Source organism: Hymenobacter mucosus, assembly GCF_900188255.1.
Taxonomy (GTDB): domain Bacteria; phylum Bacteroidota; class Bacteroidia; order Cytophagales; family Hymenobacteraceae; genus Hymenobacter; species Hymenobacter mucosus.
The window spans coordinates 18,092-34,348 of the sequence record NZ_FZNS01000019.1 but is presented as its reverse complement, the minus strand read 5'-3'; the positions used below and the strand labels follow the sequence as shown (position 1 = coordinate 34,348).

Below are 16,257 nucleotides of genomic sequence, written 5' to 3'. Positions count from 1 at the left end.
ATAGGCTACATATTGATACTACCCCACCAACGCACAATAGTACGCTAGTGGGGTAGCATCGAAACTCGTAGCGGTGGAGTAGCCCAATGCGGCCAGACCTATTCAAATATGATTCGTTGCGCAGCCAAGCCCTCAGGCCGTACTAGGTAGGTGCCTGCCCGTAGCGTCTCGCGCGGAATCAACAGTTCAGGCTGCTCCCAGCGGAAGCGCCGCACTACCCGGCCCATAGCATCAAGCAGTTCTACTGGGCGGGCGTGAAAGGCCATGTTGCTCGACCAAGTAAGGCGCACAACTGTGGCCGCTGGCACCGGGTACGCTTGCAGCACAGCTTGGGTATTGGCGCGCTGGGCAGCCGTTACGGTGCCAGTCTGGCGCAGCAGTGGGCGTAGAAAGTCGCGCACGAAGCGGAAGGTAGTATCCATGTAAGCCACCGCCGTAGCAGAAGTGCCCGAGAAGGGCACGTGGCCTGCTCTTTTAAAGGTATAGAAGGGATTTTGCACCCCTACGGCAATAGCGCGGGTGTTTAGCACTGCGCTGCCGTATATTCTTTGGGGCGGCAGCCCACCTCCTACCCTACCAGCGCCATAGGGCACTATTGGGTCATTGGTGCCGTGCATACTCACAAAAGGCACATCGCCCGCCTCTATCCAAGTAGGGCGGCCCAGAGCGCCAGACAAATTTATTACGCCCCGCACCGCACTGGAATACGTGGGATTGCCTCCCGTTCCTTCCAAGCCGCCCAAGTTTGCCAGATTAATCGTGCTCGGCACTTCCGAGGCCTTGTTGAGGTAGGCTGTTTGCAGAGCCATGAAGGCGCCAGCAGAAGAGCCGCCCACGTAAATATAGTCTGGATGGATGCGGTAGTTATCGGCGGCGGTGACGGCCGCGGTGGCAGCTTTCATCCGAAAAAACCGGATGGCAGCGCGCATGTCTTGTACGCCCCGGAAAGACGCAATACTAATGTTTGTCGTGTCAAAAGGCAGAAACAGTAGGCGGTAGTCGATGCTGGCCGTAACGTAGCCCAGGCGAGCGAAGCGCGTGCACAACTCCGTCACATCTTGGTCTGTCTTGTTGCCGCTGATAAACCCGCCTCCGTGCGCAAAAATCAACAGCGGTCGGCGGCGCACTGTGTCGCCGGTGGGCTGGTACACATCTAGGCGTAGCGCCTGCTGTCCACCCAGATAATCAATGCTGGAGCCATACGTAATGTCCTGAGTACGCGTAACGTTGGCGAAGATTGGTTTGTAGTAGCGGCCACCGGTTGTGTCGATGCGCGTTTGAGCAGAGGCAGCCGCTGCAAACCACAGCAGACCTAGCAGTGCGAAGAGGTGTTTCATATGGTGGGGTTTTAGCTTTTGTAAAGATGATATATAAATGTTTTTGTTTCAGCTATATTTTACCCTAACTATGCTTCAAGTATCGCGGAATGGTTATGTAGGTTTATAGTCTGCTGCTCTTCTACTTTACTCTATGCCAACTATTGCTCCGCCCCCATTGCAACCCGGCGACACCGTCGCCATCGTCTGTCCGGCTCGAAAGGCCTCTCACCAAGAACTTACTGCGGCCGTAACTACCCTTCGTAGCTGGGGGTTAGAAGTAGTTTTGGGTGCCAGTACCAATGTAGAGCACCACCAGTTTGGCGGCGCCGACGAGGTTCGGGCCCAGGACTTCCAACAGCAACTTGATAACCCCGCGGTGCGCGCTATTCTGTGTGCTCGTGGTGGGTACGGCACCACCCGCATCATCGACCAGCTCGATTTTTCCGGCCTGGCGCAGCATCCTAAGTGGATAGCCGGATTTTCTGACATCACAACTCTCAACAGTCACTTACTGGCCCTGGGGTACCAGAGTGTTCATGGGGTGATGCCGCTATTGTTTCATCAGGAAAGCGGAGAGGAATCCTTGGAGAGTTTGCGGCGAGCTTTGTTTGGGGAGTCGGTAGGCTACTCAATACCTGCGCACCCACTAAACTGCCTGGGTACTGCTACCGGGGAGCTAGTCGGTGGCAACTTAAGCATCCTCCAGACGCTTACCGGCACTCGCTCCGACTGCTCTACGGCCGGGCGCATCTTGTTTCTGGAAGATATTGATGAATACCTCTATGCCATTGACCGCATGCTCGTGCACTTAGACCGTACGGGTAAGCTGGCGTCCTTGGCGGGGCTCTTGGTGGGCCACTTCACCAATCCCCAAGACAACACCACTCCCTACGGACAAACGCCCAACGAAATTATTGCTTACTACGCCGGTAAGTATGGCTTTCCCGTGGCACACGGCTTTCCGGTAGGGCACGAGCCTCAGAATATGGCTTTGATCTGCGGCCGCATGGCTCAGCTCCGCGTAGATAACACTGGAGCGCGGCTTGCCTACCTCTAGCAGTTTTTGTAGCGGCTATGTTTATGACTATTCGTGCCTTGCAGCCGCATGAGGTGTTGCAACACATGACCTCGCTTGCCGGCCTGCTTCAGGACTCCGTTGCCAATGGATCATCCGTAGGCTTTCTGCCGCCGGTAGTGCCGGCGGTGGCGTATGCTTTCTGGCAAGATGTAGCGGCGGCTATGCAAAATGGGCACCGTGTATTGCTAGTGGCCGAAACCGACGGTATTGTACTAGGTACTGTGCAGCTAGATTTGGTGATGAAGCCCAACGCCCCGCACCGGGCCGAGGTTATGAAGCTCTTGGTACATTCGCAGGCTAGGCGGCGCGGTATTGGCCGGCGGCTGATGTACGTTATTGAAGAGCAGGCCCGCCAGCACCAGCGCACCACCCTCGTACTGGATACGCGCAAGGGCGACCCCTCTGAACGGCTGTACCAGAGCTTGGGCTACACCGTGGCTGGTAGTATCCCGGCGTACGTGTACAGCGCCAATGGCTCCTTGGATGCTACCGTTATCTACTACAAACTATTACAGTAGTAGCCTCGATACCAAACAAAAAGCCCGGGGTACTGGTCGTACCCCGGGCTTTTTGTTTGGTATGCGCTGTGACGTTACTCGTTATACAGGGTAGTAAGCACGGTTTGGCCCACGGCTTTTAGTGTACGCTTGTCAATAACACTCATGTTATCTTGAGTGGTATGGTGGTAGGCGGGGAAGTAGTCGTCGCCCACTGGGAGGTGGTCAATGATGTCGATAGTGCGCACCCCGGCTTGATTTGTAAACACGTGGTCGTCGGTGATTCCCCCGCTGTCGTTGAACAGGAAGTAATCAGAGAAGCCCAGTTGGGCGGCCGTGTTCCACACCTTGTCTACTACATCGCGCGCCTGCTGCCGCGACAGTTCCTCCCGGCTGAAACGGGCATTTTTGGCCCCTACCATGTCAAGCAGGATGCCGTAGCTAGGCTTGTAGTTGGCCGGCAGCAAGTGCTTGGCCCAGTACTGAGAGCCTAAGCACCAGCTCGACTCGCCGCGGTTTTCCTGCTCAGCCAACAAGTTCTTCTTCTCTCCTTGGGTAGCGCTGTCGTAGCCATAGTCCTCAGAGTCGAACAGAATAAAGTCTACTCCTACGCCGGGGGCCAAGCTATCGGGCTGAGCCGCTAGCACGCGGGCCATTTCTAGGGCAATGCCTACCCCACTAGCACCATCCGAAGCACCATCTAAGGGGGCATTTTTATTCTGCTTGTCCTTATCGGCGAAGGGACGCGTATCCCAGTGCGTGAAGACGGCAATGCGGCGGGTTGCCTGGGGCTGATATTGAGCCACAATATTGCGAGAGCGAAGCATTTTGCCATCGAACGCCATGGCTTCGAAGGGCTGCTCCTTCACGGTGAGGCCGGCCTCTTTGAACTTGCGGATAATCCAGTCACCGGTTGTTACGTGAGCGGGCGTATTGGGCACGCGAGGCCCAAAGGCTACCTGGCGGGCCGTATAGGCGTATGCCGAGTCGGCATTAAAGGCGGGTGCCTTCGGCAAGGCGGCCTCCGCTGGCGTAGTATCCGTCTCAACGGTGCTTTTCTTCTCGGGGCAGCCTGTCAGCAGCAGTAAAGCAACAAAGGCGGCGGGGGCAAGGCGGGAAAGGTTCATGTGGCGTAAGCTACAGCTTGCGCCGCCGGGTGCGCAACTGGCCCGACGGAAAATGGAGAAATAGATACAACACGCGGGCCATTATGTGGGGCCGGCAACCAAGGCGCAAGCTCACTGCTCGCGCCTTGGCTTTACTCTTCGCTATAGGCCCAATCGACGCCGGCTTTAGTGTCCTTTACCACAATACCTTGCGCCTTAAGCGCCGCCCGAATCTGATCTACTTTGTCGTAAGCTTTGGTGGCCTTGGCTTCTTGGTAGAACTCTAGGGTAAGGCGCAGCAAGTCCTCCGTATTGGCGCGGGGCTCATCTACTAGGCCCAGCACGTCAACAACCAGCGTGTGGTAGGCCGTAGTAGCTTCTTCCACGGCCACGGCGCTTACTGTAGCCAAGGTAGCCAGGTTGGCCGCAAACCCGTTGAGCTTGCGCAAGAGGTTGAAGAGGCTGGCAATGGCGCGAGCCGTGTTCAGGTCATCGTTGAGGCCCGTATAGCAATCGGCTACTAGCTTGCGCAGTTCAGCATCGCCCTTTTCCGTATCGGGAGCGCGCTCTACGTCCGCAGGCAGCACCAGTTTCTCCAGGAGGCGCAGGCCGTTCATTAGCTTGCGGTACCCCTTGCGGGCAGCTTGCAAGCCTTCATCCGTAATATCCACGGTGCTGCGGTAGTGCGCTTGCAGTAGGAAGAAGCGCGCCGTCATGGGGGAGTATGGCTGGGCCAACGTAGTATTGGAGCCCTCAAATAGCTGACTGATGGTGATGAAGTTGCCGAGCGACTTGCTCATCTTCTGCCCATTCACCGTAATCATGTTGTTGTGCATCCATACCTGCGCCTCGTTGGTAGGATGGTTGCAGGCTTGGCTCTGGGCAATTTCGCACTCGTGGTGCGGGAACATAAGGTCGAGCCCGCCGCCGTGAATATCGAACTCAGTGCCGAGGTACTTGCGGCTCATAGCGGAGCACTCCAGGTGCCAGCCAGGAAACCCATCACTCCAAGGTGAAGGCCAGCGCATGAGGTGGCGCTCATCGGCCTTTTTCCACAGGGCAAAATCCAGGGGGCTGCGCTTCTCTTCTTGCCCGGCCAGGTTGTCGCGGGAGCCAGACAGTAGCTCTTCCACCACGCGGTTGGAGAGTTTGCCGTAGTGGCGGCCGGCGGCATTGTAAGCAGGCACGTCAAAATATACCGACCCATTCGACTCGTAGCCGAACCCGTTGTCGATAATTTGCTGAATCATCTCTACCTGCTCGGTAATGTGGCCGCTCGCGCGGGGCTCAATATCGGGCGGCAAGCAACCCAGCACCTCCATGTGGCGGTGGTAGAGATTGGCATATCCTTCGGCTACCTGCATGGGCTCTACCTGCCGAGCCCGGGCAATTTTACCAATCTTGTCGTCGCCTTCGTCGGTGTCGCCTTCCAAGTGCCCTACGTCGGTGATGTTGCGCACATAGCGCACAGTGTAGCCCAAATGGCGCAAGTAACGCGTCAGCACATCAAATACCACCGGCCCGCGGGCATTGCCAATGTGGGCCTCATTGTAAACCGTGGGACCGCACAAGTAGACCCCTACGAAGGGAGCATGGAGGGGTTGGAACGGAGCTTTGCTACGGGTAAGGGTATTGTAAAGCGAGAGGGGGTGCTGCATAGGAAACAAAAGTATGACGGATTACGGCGTCTTGCAGGCAGTACACAGATTTTATAACCCAGTTGCTCCGCGAATGATCCGAGCCTCATCAACAAGAAAATCTGCGTTTCGGCTACGACTTGGCCCGAATTTTACGCAACGAAGTACAAAAGCCCAGTTAATCGGCACAAAAGCACTGGAGAGTAGTCTATAAAGTTCACTTACCAGTACATCATGCGCAGCTGCTAGTAATAAATCAACCGGTTGGTACTTATGATTTCCTTACTCGCGCTGCGGTTTCAGGCGGTAGGTGGCCAAGGTGGGGAAGTGGTCTGAATACGGAATCTCATGGTGGATCTGAAAGTCCTCGATGGTGAAGCGCGGCCCGGCAAACTGGTTATCAATGCGCACAAAGGGGAGGCGGCCGTTGTAGGTAGCACCCACGCCCGTACCCACGGTAGCCCAAGCATTCTGGAAGTGGTCGGCCAACTGATCGTAACTGTAGCTATAGGGCACGTCATTGAGGTCGGCACAGAGCAGAATGGGGTAGCGGCACCGCTCGAAGCGCTGGGTGAGAGTATCAACCTGCGCGTTGCGGGCTACCAAGCCCCGCTTGAACCGACGGAGTAAGCCGAGGCCCTTTTTCTTCAGGCCAGCCTTACTAGAGTAGCTGTCTACAATATCCTGCTCCTCCATACTCATGCTTTGGAGGTGGAAGTTGTAAATGCGAATGGTATCCTTGGAGGGAAGGCGCAGATCGGCCCACATGGCGTGGTTTTGCGTGAGCTTGCCGAACTGGATGGTGCCCCGCCCAACAATGGGAAAACGAGAGAAAATAGCCATGCCAAACTCGGCCCCGGCGCTATTGGTCAGTGTTTTGGAAATGAACGCCTGCCGTCCTACCTGACGCCCGAGCTTGTCTTCGGTGCGAAACACGTTTCCGTCGCGGCTGCGGGTGCCCGCGGGCTCGTTATAAAATTCCTGCAAGCAAAGAATGTCGGCGGGGTTTTCGGCTAGGAAGCGTACCATCTCACGGGAGGAATTTAGCTCCGCATCGCGCAACTGGGGGTACACATTGAAGATGCGCACATTGGAGGACAGTACCCGCACTAGCTGCCCCGGGTGCTCTGCGGCACTACCACCCCCGAATGGATGAATGGCTAGCCCACGCTGGAAATGGGGCCACGTTAGCACGGCTACGGCTAGCGGCAGCAAAGCCACCCGCCTATTTCGCAGTAGCCAGTACAGTAGTAGCAACAGGTTGAGGGCTAGCGCGAGGGGTAGCGTGAGCGCCCCAAACGCAGCCGGCCAAAACGTGTAGCCGGGCACTTGAGCGCAGCCAATGGCTAGCAATACCCACCCAATCACCAGTAAAGTGCACTTGAAGGCAAACGAACGACGCACAGGCAACTATTTTCCGGGAGACAGGATCAATAGACAAAGGTATGCGTTCCGTGGAAGCGAGCTGGCTCGCTACGTATGTAGCCTTATTTTCGTTGTATATTTCAGAGCTTTTATCCAACCGTCCGCTATGTATCTTTCTACCCTTCGGTCTTATATCCTACCCACGCTTCTGGCTACTGTGATAGTGCCGATGGGTGTGCTAGCAAAACCGCACGCAGCCGTAGCGCCAACACCTACTACTAGTCTCGAATTTGTAGAGAACAAAGGCCAGTGGGACGCCTCCACTCGCTTTGCAGCCAGCCTACCGGCCGGCCGTTTGTTTCTGGCTAGCACCGGCTTTACTTATACCTTCGCCGACCCGCAAGCCCTACGTGCCTACCACGACCATGAGCACGGCAAGGCTACTGCCGCCAAAGGACCCATAGACGACAGCCTGCGCATGCACGCTTACCGGGTTACGTTTGAGGGAGGCAACGCCAAAGCCCACGTGCGGGGGGAAGAAGCAACCGCCGAAGTACGCAACTACTTCCAGGGCAATGACCCGACGCACTGGGCTAGTCAGGTGCGCGGCTTTCGGGGCGCACGGTATCAGGAAGTGTACCCCGGCGTAGATGTGCACCTCTATGAGAATGCCACTCATCAGCTAGAATACGACTTTGCTGTGCGCGCCGGTGCCCGCCCGGAGGCTATTCGACTTCGCTACTCGGGCGCCGAAAGCGTACGCCTCACGCCAGAAGGCAGCCTATTGATTCATACCAGCGTGGGCGACGTTACCGAGCAAGCACCGCGCGCCTGGCAAATTCGCCCCGATGGGGAGCGGGTATCCGTGCCGTGCAGCTTTGAGTTGTCGGGTACAGTTCTGAGTTTCCGCCTGGGGCGCTACGACCGTAAGCTGCCCCTGCTCATTGACCCCACCGTCATTTTCTCCTCGTTCACGGGTGCCACCGGCGACAACTGGGGCTTCACGGCTACGTATGACGCGGCAGGCAATATGTACTCGGCGGGCGTGGCATTTGCGCCCGGCTTTCCAACTTCTACCGGAGCCATTCGCACTACCTTCGCCGGCGTTGGCGACATGGCCATCATCAAGTACCGCACCTCTGTTTCGGGTAGCGCCTCCCGTATGTATGCCACTTACGTCGGCGGCAACTCGGTTGATGTGCCGCAGAGCATGGTGGTCAACAGCCGCGACGAGCTGGTCATTCTAGGAACTACGGGTTCTACAAACTACCCCGTAACTAGTGCGGCCTTTTCGCGCACATTCAACGGCGGCTCTTTCTCAGATCCGCTCCAGGAAAACGACTCGCGCTACATTCAGTACCCACTTGGGTCCGATTTGGTAGTAACTACCCTAAACGCCAATGGAAGCGCACTAATAGCTTCTACTTACTTAGGGGGGTCTGGCAACGATGGCCTGAACCTGAATCTGAACGCCAATCTGACGTCCCCCTTAGTTAACAATTACGGCGACCAGTTTCGGGGTGACATCATCACTGACTCCGACAATAATGTGTATCTGGCCTCCACTACCATGAGCAACAACTTCCCGGTTCGGAATGGCTTCGACTCTAGTTTTAATGGTATTGCTGATGGTGTGGTGTGTAAGCTTTCCGCTAACCTGAGCACACTCATCTGGAGTAACTTTTTAGGAGGCAGCAGCTACGATGCCGTGTACTCCATTCAGCTGGGTGCGGGCCGGTCGGTGGTGGTAGCTGGCGGTACGAACAGCACGAATTTCCCCGTCACGGCCGGTGCATTGCTGACCACGGCTCCCGCGGGTGTCAACGGCTTTGTAGCCCGCATTGCGCCGGCTGGCACTAGTATTCAGCAGGCTACCTATGTGGGCACTACCGGCAACGACCAAGCCTATTTTGTGCAGCTAGACGCCTCCGATAATGCCTACTTGTTTGGGCAGAGTTCCGGCAACTACCCTGTGACTAGTGGGCGCTACCAGAATGCCGGTAGCCACCAGTTTATTCATAAGCTCAACGCTACCTTAAATCAAACCGTGTACTCAACGGTGGTAGGTACGGGGCGCCTTTCCTATGACATTACCCCCACAGCCTTTCTGGTAGACGACTGTGAGCGAATTTACATTTGCGGCTGGGGCGGTTCCATCAACGATGGGTACGGTATCGGCACCCTTGGCAGTTCTACTGCTGGCCTACCCGTTACGTCCGATGCGGTTCAGTCCCGCACCGACGGGTCCGACTTCTATCTAGCTGAGTTTACGCCCGGCATGGGCAGCTTGGAATACGGTACGTTCTACGGGCAAAGCGGTGGCCGCTCGGGAGAGCACGTGGACGGGGGCACCTCCCGTTTCGACAAGCGCGGCATGGTGTACCAAGCCGTATGCGGCGGTTGTGGCGGCGACCAAGGGTTCCCCATCCCACCCGGCGCCAACTACTACACTACCCGTAATGGAAGCACTAACTGCAACAACGCCGCTTTCAAGATTGATTTTGGGGTAGTTATTGCTGACCCCGGACCTTCACGCTACGTGTGCTCCAGCGACGGACCTATTACCCTAGGTGGTAGCCCCGCGGGCGGCACTTGGGCGGGCCCCGGGGTAACGGCCATTGCGGGTGGCGGCTACCGCTTCACCCCCTCCGAATCCCTCATTGGCCGAAACACCCTCACATACTCAGTGGCAGCTACGGGCATTTGCGTGAGCACCAAACCGCTGCGCATCACAGTTATGGCTACCCAGCCCGTTACTATCACGCCTGTTCCGGTACTATGCCGCAATGGCAATACCGTAACGATGCAGGCAACGCCGGCCGGGGGCACCTGGAGCGGGCCAGGCATGTCGGGCACTACGTTCAATCCCGCGCAGGCTGGGCTGGGCACCCACACCCTCACCTACTCCCTGGCTGATACGCTGGGATGCGCTACCGGAACCTACCAAGTAACCGTCCGGGACCTCCCACGGGTAGAGGCGGGCCCCGACCTTGTGCTCTGTGCTTATGAAACGCAAGCCGTACAATTACAGGGAATGGAGCCCGCTGGTGGCACCTGGAGCGGCACCGGGGTAACTCCAACGGGCCTGTACACCCCACCCAACACCGACCTGAAGGGCGGCATCTATACGCTTACCTACTCTTATAATATAGGTGGCTGCGTAAACTCTGATACAAGGCGAGTAGTACTAGCCCCTTCTCCTACTGTTAATTTTCCTCTGAACGTACCCGAGTGTACAGCGGCGCCACAATACACAGGCTTAGCCCCGTTCACGTGCTCCTTTCAGCCTGTGCTGGCGGGTGGCACCTACACTTGGGACTTTGGCGACGGTAGCCCCCTTTCCACGGAAGCATCCCCAACGCACCAGTACGTCAGCGCCGGCACATATAATGTAAAGCTGACGGCTCGCTATGCCAACTGTAGTGTGGAAACCGGCTTCGCCCCGGTAATAGTAGGCGACGTGTTCGTTCCCAACATCATCACGCCTGGCGACGATGATACTAAAAATGACACTTTTATCCCGCGCTTCAGTTGTCAGCCTGCCACCCTACGAGTCTTTACTCGGTGGGGCAATAAGGTGTACGAAACCGCTAATTACCGCAACGACTGGCGCGGCAACAACCTAGCTGACGGCCTCTATTACTACCACCTGCGCGACGCGGAAGGCCGCGAAGTGAAAGGCTGGGTTCAGGTAAAGCGGTAAGGCGCCACCCTCTGCTCTAGCGTCATCTTACATGAGTAGATAGAGAACGGAACTCCCGCGCAGAGTATTTCTGTTGGAAGATATAGTGCAGTAGTACCCTATAGGTAGGGAGCCGCTACTATGCTACCTGCCTTGTGAACTGGGCTTCCAGCGGTGATGCTACTGCCCTTTTCGGGTATAAGGCAGCCTCGCTAGGCCCCAAGCCATAGCCCCTTTGGATTCGCCGGGTATTTGTGCTATCTTTGCACTAGCAAATGAAAGACACGAACAGAGGGGACGGATAGTCCCCTCTTTCTTTTGCCACCCCGCCCATCGCTTGTATGAAACTCGACCGCGCCCATCTCGCTGAACTGCTGCAAGAAAGTCTGCCTACTGACGGCAGCTTGTTTGTAGTAGACCTAACCGTATCTGACGCCATTCGGCCTAAAGTAACTGTTACTCTCGACAGTGAGCAGGCGCTGGGCATTGACGAGTGCGCTCAAGTTAGCCGCCGTCTGGCTCGCCGGGTCGACGAAGTGTATGGTGAAGACGCCAGCTACACGCTGGAGGTAACTTCCCCCGGTGCTGACCAGCCCTTGCGCGACCCGCGGCAGTACACCCGTCACGTTGGTCGGTCCTTGGCGCTTAAGCTACAGGACGGCACTGAGAAAACTGGCGCTCTGGAAGCCACCGAAGCAGAAGGCATTCAGCTAGCGGAAGTGGTGAAGGAAAAGAACAAGAAAAAGACGCTACCCGCCGCCTTTATTCCCTACTCGGAAATTCAGGAAGCGCGCGTAGTCATCTCCTTTAAATAACATAACCCGCTGCGGACCCGCAGCCCCATCCGCTACTGGGCCCGCAACGCTATTAGAGTAACCAGCAAAACCAATGATTCCATGAACAGCAACGTGCTTATTGAATCGTTTGCCGAATTCGCCCGGTCCAAGAACATTGACCGCCCCACGATGATGAGCATCTTGGAGGAAGTGTTCCGCACCATGATCCGCAAGAGATACACCGATGACGCCAACTTCGACGTCATTATCAACGTGGATAAGGGCGACTTGGAAATCTACCGCAACCGCGAAATTGTAGACGATAATTCGGAGGATATTTGGGACCACGACAAAATTCCGCTGGCCGAAGCCCAAAAAATTGAGCCCGACTACGAAGTAGGCGAGCAGGTGGCTGAGGAAGTAAAGCTGGAAGATTTCGGCCGCCGTGCCGTGCTCATGGCCCGTCAGACGCTGATTCAGCGCGTGAAGGACCTGGAGCGCGACAACCTCTACCAAGCCTACAAAGACCAGGTAGGTGAAGTAGTAGTAGGCGAAGTTTACCAGGTATGGAGCCGTGAAGCCCTTATTCTTGATAAGGACGAAAACGAGTTGGTACTGCCCAAAGGCGAGCAAATCCCGAAGGACCGCTACCGCAAAGGCGACACCGTGCGTGCGGTAGTGCACCGTGTAGAAGTTATCAATGGTACACCCAAGATTATCATCTCGCGCGCTGCTCCGGCCTTCTTGGAGCGCCTGATGGAGCAGGAAGTGCCAGAAATCTATGATGGTCTCATCACGATTAAAAACATCGTGCGGGAGCCTGGTGAGCGGGCCAAGGTAGCTGTAGAAAGCTACGACGACCGTATTGACCCAGTAGGTGCTTGTGTAGGCATGAAAGGCTCACGTATTCACGCGGTGGTGCGGGAGCTGGAAAACGAGAATATCGACATCATCAACTACACCAATAACCTGGAGCTTTACATCGCTCGGGCATTGTCGCCGGCTAAAATCGGCTCGATGAAGATAAACGAACAAACTGGCCGGGTTTCAGTGTTTCTGAAGCCAGACCAAGTGTCATTGGCCATTGGCCGGGGTGGTGCCAACATCAAGTTGGCTTCTCGCTTGGTAGGAATGGAAATTGACGTATTCCGCGAAGCAGAAGACTTTGAGGAAGATATTGCCCTCGACGAATTCACCGATGAAATTGAAGGTTGGGTAATTGAAGAATTAAAGAAAATTGGCCTTGACACTGGCCGCGCCGTACTGGCGGTGAACAAAGAAGACCTTGTTCGTCGCACCGAACTAGAGGAGGAAACCGTGGAAGAATTGTTCCGCGTAATCCATAACGAGTTCGAAGAGCATGACGAAGAGGGTCAGGTAGAAGAACAAAATTCCGGCGCCGCGCAATGAGTGCGCGGCGGCCGGTACGGCAAGGGCGTTAAATCAAGCCGGGTGGCGTGATTTAACCCCGCCCGGCAAGATTTAATGTAGTACCTTTGCAACTAGATAAGAGTATCGTTCGCGAGCATAGAATGGCGGAAGCAGCAACCAAACGGCTACAACAGGCGGCCAAAGACCTGAACGTTGGGCTTTCCACGATTGTGGATTTTCTGGCGGGTAAAGGGCATATCATCGAAAATAAACCCACGACGAAGCTAACGGGGGAGCAAGTCTCCTTGCTCAACAAGGCTTTCGAATCGTCGGCAAATGATAAAATCGAAGCTACCAAGCTCAGTCAGGCCAAACGCCAGAACGAGCAGGAAGTAGTTCCGCCCCGCCCCGCAGAGCCAGCAGCGCCCAAAGCAGCTGCTAGCCCCGCCACGCCCGTTCCGGCCCCAAAACCTGTTGAAACCCCACAGGCTGTAACTCCCCAGCCCACCCCGGCGGCGGCAGCTCCAGCAGCTCCGGCTGAAGACACTAACCGTGTTCCTGGCTTGAAAGTACTGGGCAAAATTGAGTTGGATGCGAAAGGACGTCCAGTGCCGCCGCGTCCGGCAGCACCTACACCTGCCCCCGTAGCGCCTGCGCCCCCAGCGCCGGCTCCCGTAGCTGAAGCACCTAAGCCAGCGGCTCCGGCACCAGTTCCGCAGCCAGAAGCTAAGCCAGCGGCTCCGGCGCCAACCCCGCCACCGGCACCAGTTCAGCAAGCACCTAAGCCTGCTGCACCTGCTCCCAGCCCAGTGGTTCAACCTGTAGCCAAGCCGGCTCCTGCTCCGCAACCCACGCCAGCTGCCCCACAACAGGCAGCTGCACCCGCGCCTAGCGCGGCACCAGTTTCGGCAGCGCCAACTACCCCAACTCTTCCAGCAGCCCCCAAACAGGCTGCGCCAGCGCCTAGCGCTCCGGCTGCACCCGCAGTACCAGCTACTTCGGCGCCAGCTACCCCAGCCGCCGAGACACCGGCCCCTGCTGCCACCGAAGAGGCTAAAACCATTGTAGCAAAAGCCGACCAGCTAAAAGGTCTTACCGTACTCGGTAAGATTGAACTTCCTCTCGATTCTTCGCGGCGCGGTGGTGGACGCGGTGCGCGCCCAGTTGCTTCCTCTGATGTTCGGAAGAGTGGCCTCGGCCCCGATTCTAAGAAGAAGCGCCAGCGCATTCCAATGAATGGTCCCGCTACTCCTGGTCAGCAGGGTGGTGGTCAGGGCCAACCAGGTACCGGTCAGGGCAATCAAGGCGGCCAAGGTGGCGGCAACCGTCCCGGCGGACCCGGTCAGCAGGATCGTCGTCCTGGCGGTCAAGGCGGCCAAGGTGGCAACCGTCCCGGCGGACCCGGTCAGCAGGATCGTCGTCCTGGCGGTCAAGGCGGCCAAGGTGGCGGCAACCGTCCGGCTCCTACCCCAGCTACGCCTGAGCAGAACGAAAAGCAGATTCAAGAGCAGATCAAGGCAACACTTGCTAAGCTCAGCGGTGGCCGTGGTGGTCAGCAAGCTAATCGTGCTAAATACCGCCGCGATAAGCGCGCCAACATTGCTGAAGCTGCTGACTTGCAGCGCCAGCAAAACGAGCTAGCCTCGAAGACGCTGAAAGTAACCGAGTTTATTTCGGCAAACGACCTAGCTTCATTCATGGACGTGTCGGTAAACGAGGTTATTAAGGTGTGCTTGAACATGGGCATGTTCGTGTCCATCAACCAGCGCCTTGATGCTGAGGCTATTACGGTAATTGCCGATGAATTTGGCTACGACGTAGAATTCCTAAGTGCAGAGGAAGAGGATACGGTTATTGAAATCGAGGATAACGAAGAAGACCTTCAGCCACGGGCTCCCATCGTGACCATCATGGGTCACGTCGACCATGGTAAAACCTCGCTACTTGACTACATCCGTAATGCCAGCGTAGCCAAAGGTGAAGCTGGTGGTATCACTCAGCACATCGGCGCCTACGATGTAATGACTAAGTCAGGCAAGCGGGTAACGTTCCTTGACACTCCTGGTCACGAAGCGTTTACCGCTATGCGTGCCCGTGGTGCGAAGATTACTGACATTGCCATTATCGTGGTAGCTGCTGATGACTCGGTGATGCCACAAACTAAGGAAGCTATCAATCACGCTCAAGCGGCCGGCGTTCCTATCGTAATTGCTCTCAACAAAATTGACAAGCCTGGTGCTAACCCCGACAAAGTGCGGGAAGAACTTTCGGCTATCAATGTGTTGGTAGAGGAATGGGGTGGTAAATACCAAAGCCAAGAGGTATCCGCCAAGACCGGTCTCGGTATTGAGGACCTTCTGGAAAAGGTGTTGCTGGAAGCCGAATTGCTCGACCTCAAGGCGAACCCAGACCGTAGCGCAGTAGGAGCAGTTATTGAAGCCTCGCTTGACAAAGGCCGGGGCTACGTAACTACCATCTTGGTACAAACGGGTACCATGCAGGTTGGTGATATTGTTCTGGCAGGACCACACTTCGGTCGTGTGAAAGCCATGACGGACCACCGCGGCAAGAAGATGAAGAAAGCTGGCCCGGCTACTCCGGTACAGGTTCTGGGATTGACTGGTGCACCACAGGCTGGTGACAAAATCCAGGTGATGGAAACGGAGCGTGAAGCCCGTGAACTAGCCACCCAGCGTCAGCAGCTAGCTCGCGAGCAAAGCCTGCGGACCAAGAAGCACATTACCCTCGACGAGATTGGTCGCCGCTTGGCTATCGGTTCGTTCAAGGAGCTTAACGTGATTGTGAAAGGTGACGTGGACGGCTCGGTAGAAGCACTGGCCGACTCCTTGTTGAAGCTGAGCACGCCAGAAGTGGCCGTAAACATCCTCAACAAAGGCGTAGGTGCCATTTCTGAATCCGACGTACTCTTGGCCTCGGCCTCTGATGCTATCATCATCGGCTTCCAGGTTCGTCCCTCACAGAGCGCCCGCAAATTGGCCGAGCAAGAGCAGATTGATATCCGTCTCTACTCTATCATTTACAACGCCATCAATGAGGTGAAGGATGCTATGGAAGGCATGCTTGCTCCAACGGTGAAAGAAGTGGTAGTGGCCAACGCCGAGATTCGTCAGGTGTTCAACATCACCAAGGTAGGCACCATTGCCGGCTGTATGGTGACGGACGGTACCTTCACTCGCAAAACCAAGGTACGCCTTGTGCGCGATGGTATCGTGGTACACTCAGGCGAGATTCAGGACCTCAAGCGCTACAAAGACGATGTGTCGGAAGTACGCCAAGGGTACGAATGCGGTATCTCAATTAAGGGCTTCAATGACCTGCGCGAAGGCGACAACATTGAAGGCTTTGAAGAGCAAGAAGTAAAGCGGACGCTCTAAGCGCTGCTCAACAACGATAGGAAAAGCCTCA

At 56.3% G+C, this 16,257-nt stretch carries 10 protein-coding genes; 6 read left to right on the top strand and 4 right to left on the bottom strand.

What is annotated here, in order from left to right; all coding sequences use genetic code 11:
* Nucleotides 1-98: 98 nt before the first annotated feature.
* Entirely contained in the window at nt 99-1,337 is a 1,239-nt protein-coding gene (locus tag CHB83_RS22420; protein ID WP_089334374.1) for an alpha/beta hydrolase, read from the bottom strand.
* Nucleotides 1,338-1,470: 133 nt separating this feature from the next.
* On the opposite strand from CHB83_RS22420, the gene CHB83_RS22415 reads away from it, so the two are divergent.
* Both CHB83_RS22415 and CHB83_RS22410 read left to right on the top strand, forming a co-directional pair.
* Entirely contained in the window at nt 1,471-2,376 is a 906-nt protein-coding gene (locus CHB83_RS22415) for a S66 peptidase family protein (protein WP_089334373.1), read from the top strand.
* Between the two features lie 23 nt (nt 2,377-2,399).
* On the top strand, nt 2,400-2,915 hold the full coding sequence (locus tag CHB83_RS22410) for a GNAT family N-acetyltransferase (RefSeq protein WP_218823226.1): 516 nt from the start codon (nt 2,400-2,402) through the stop codon (nt 2,913-2,915).
* Between the two features lie 74 nt (nt 2,916-2,989).
* Here the strand turns inward: CHB83_RS22410 and CHB83_RS22405 are convergent, their stop codons facing one another.
* From CHB83_RS22405 to CHB83_RS22395, 3 genes are all read right to left on the bottom strand, one after another.
* Nucleotides 2,990-4,021, bottom strand: coding sequence for a M28 family peptidase (locus CHB83_RS22405; protein WP_089334371.1), 1,032 nt, complete (start codon nt 4,019-4,021; stop codon nt 2,990-2,992).
* 131 nt (nt 4,022-4,152) lie between these two features.
* Complete coding sequence (gene cysS / locus CHB83_RS22400; RefSeq protein ID WP_089334370.1) at nt 4,153-5,658, bottom strand: cysteine--tRNA ligase; 1,506 nt, start codon at nt 5,656-5,658, stop codon at nt 4,153-4,155.
* Between the two features lie 261 nt (nt 5,659-5,919).
* Nucleotides 5,920-7,041 carry an endonuclease/exonuclease/phosphatase family protein gene (locus CHB83_RS22395; RefSeq protein WP_143437254.1) on the bottom strand — a complete coding sequence of 374 codons (1,122 nt, stop codon included), beginning with the start codon at nt 7,039-7,041 and terminating at the stop codon, nt 5,920-5,922.
* A gap of 127 nt (nt 7,042-7,168) precedes the next feature.
* On the opposite strand from CHB83_RS22395, the gene CHB83_RS22390 reads away from it, so the two are divergent.
* The 4 genes from CHB83_RS22390 to infB all read left to right on the top strand — a co-directional run bounded on the left by CHB83_RS22390 (nt 7,169) and on the right by infB (nt 16,226).
* Nucleotides 7,169-10,705, top strand: a complete 3,537-nt coding sequence (locus tag CHB83_RS22390; RefSeq protein WP_179225610.1) for a DUF7948 domain-containing protein — start codon at nt 7,169-7,171, stop codon at nt 10,703-10,705.
* Nucleotides 10,706-11,025: 320 nt separating this feature from the next.
* On the top strand, nt 11,026-11,499 hold the full coding sequence (locus CHB83_RS22385; protein ID WP_179225609.1) for a ribosome maturation factor RimP: 474 nt from the start codon (nt 11,026-11,028) through the stop codon (nt 11,497-11,499).
* 81 nt (nt 11,500-11,580) lie between these two features.
* Nucleotides 11,581-12,870 carry a transcription termination factor NusA gene (nusA, locus tag CHB83_RS22380; RefSeq protein ID WP_089334367.1) on the top strand — a complete coding sequence of 430 codons (1,290 nt, stop codon included), beginning with the start codon at nt 11,581-11,583 and terminating at the stop codon, nt 12,868-12,870.
* A gap of 122 nt (nt 12,871-12,992) precedes the next feature.
* Nucleotides 12,993-16,226, top strand: a complete 3,234-nt coding sequence (gene infB, locus CHB83_RS22375) for a translation initiation factor IF-2 (protein WP_089334366.1) — start codon at nt 12,993-12,995, stop codon at nt 16,224-16,226.
* Nucleotides 16,227-16,257 lie beyond the last annotated feature (31 nt).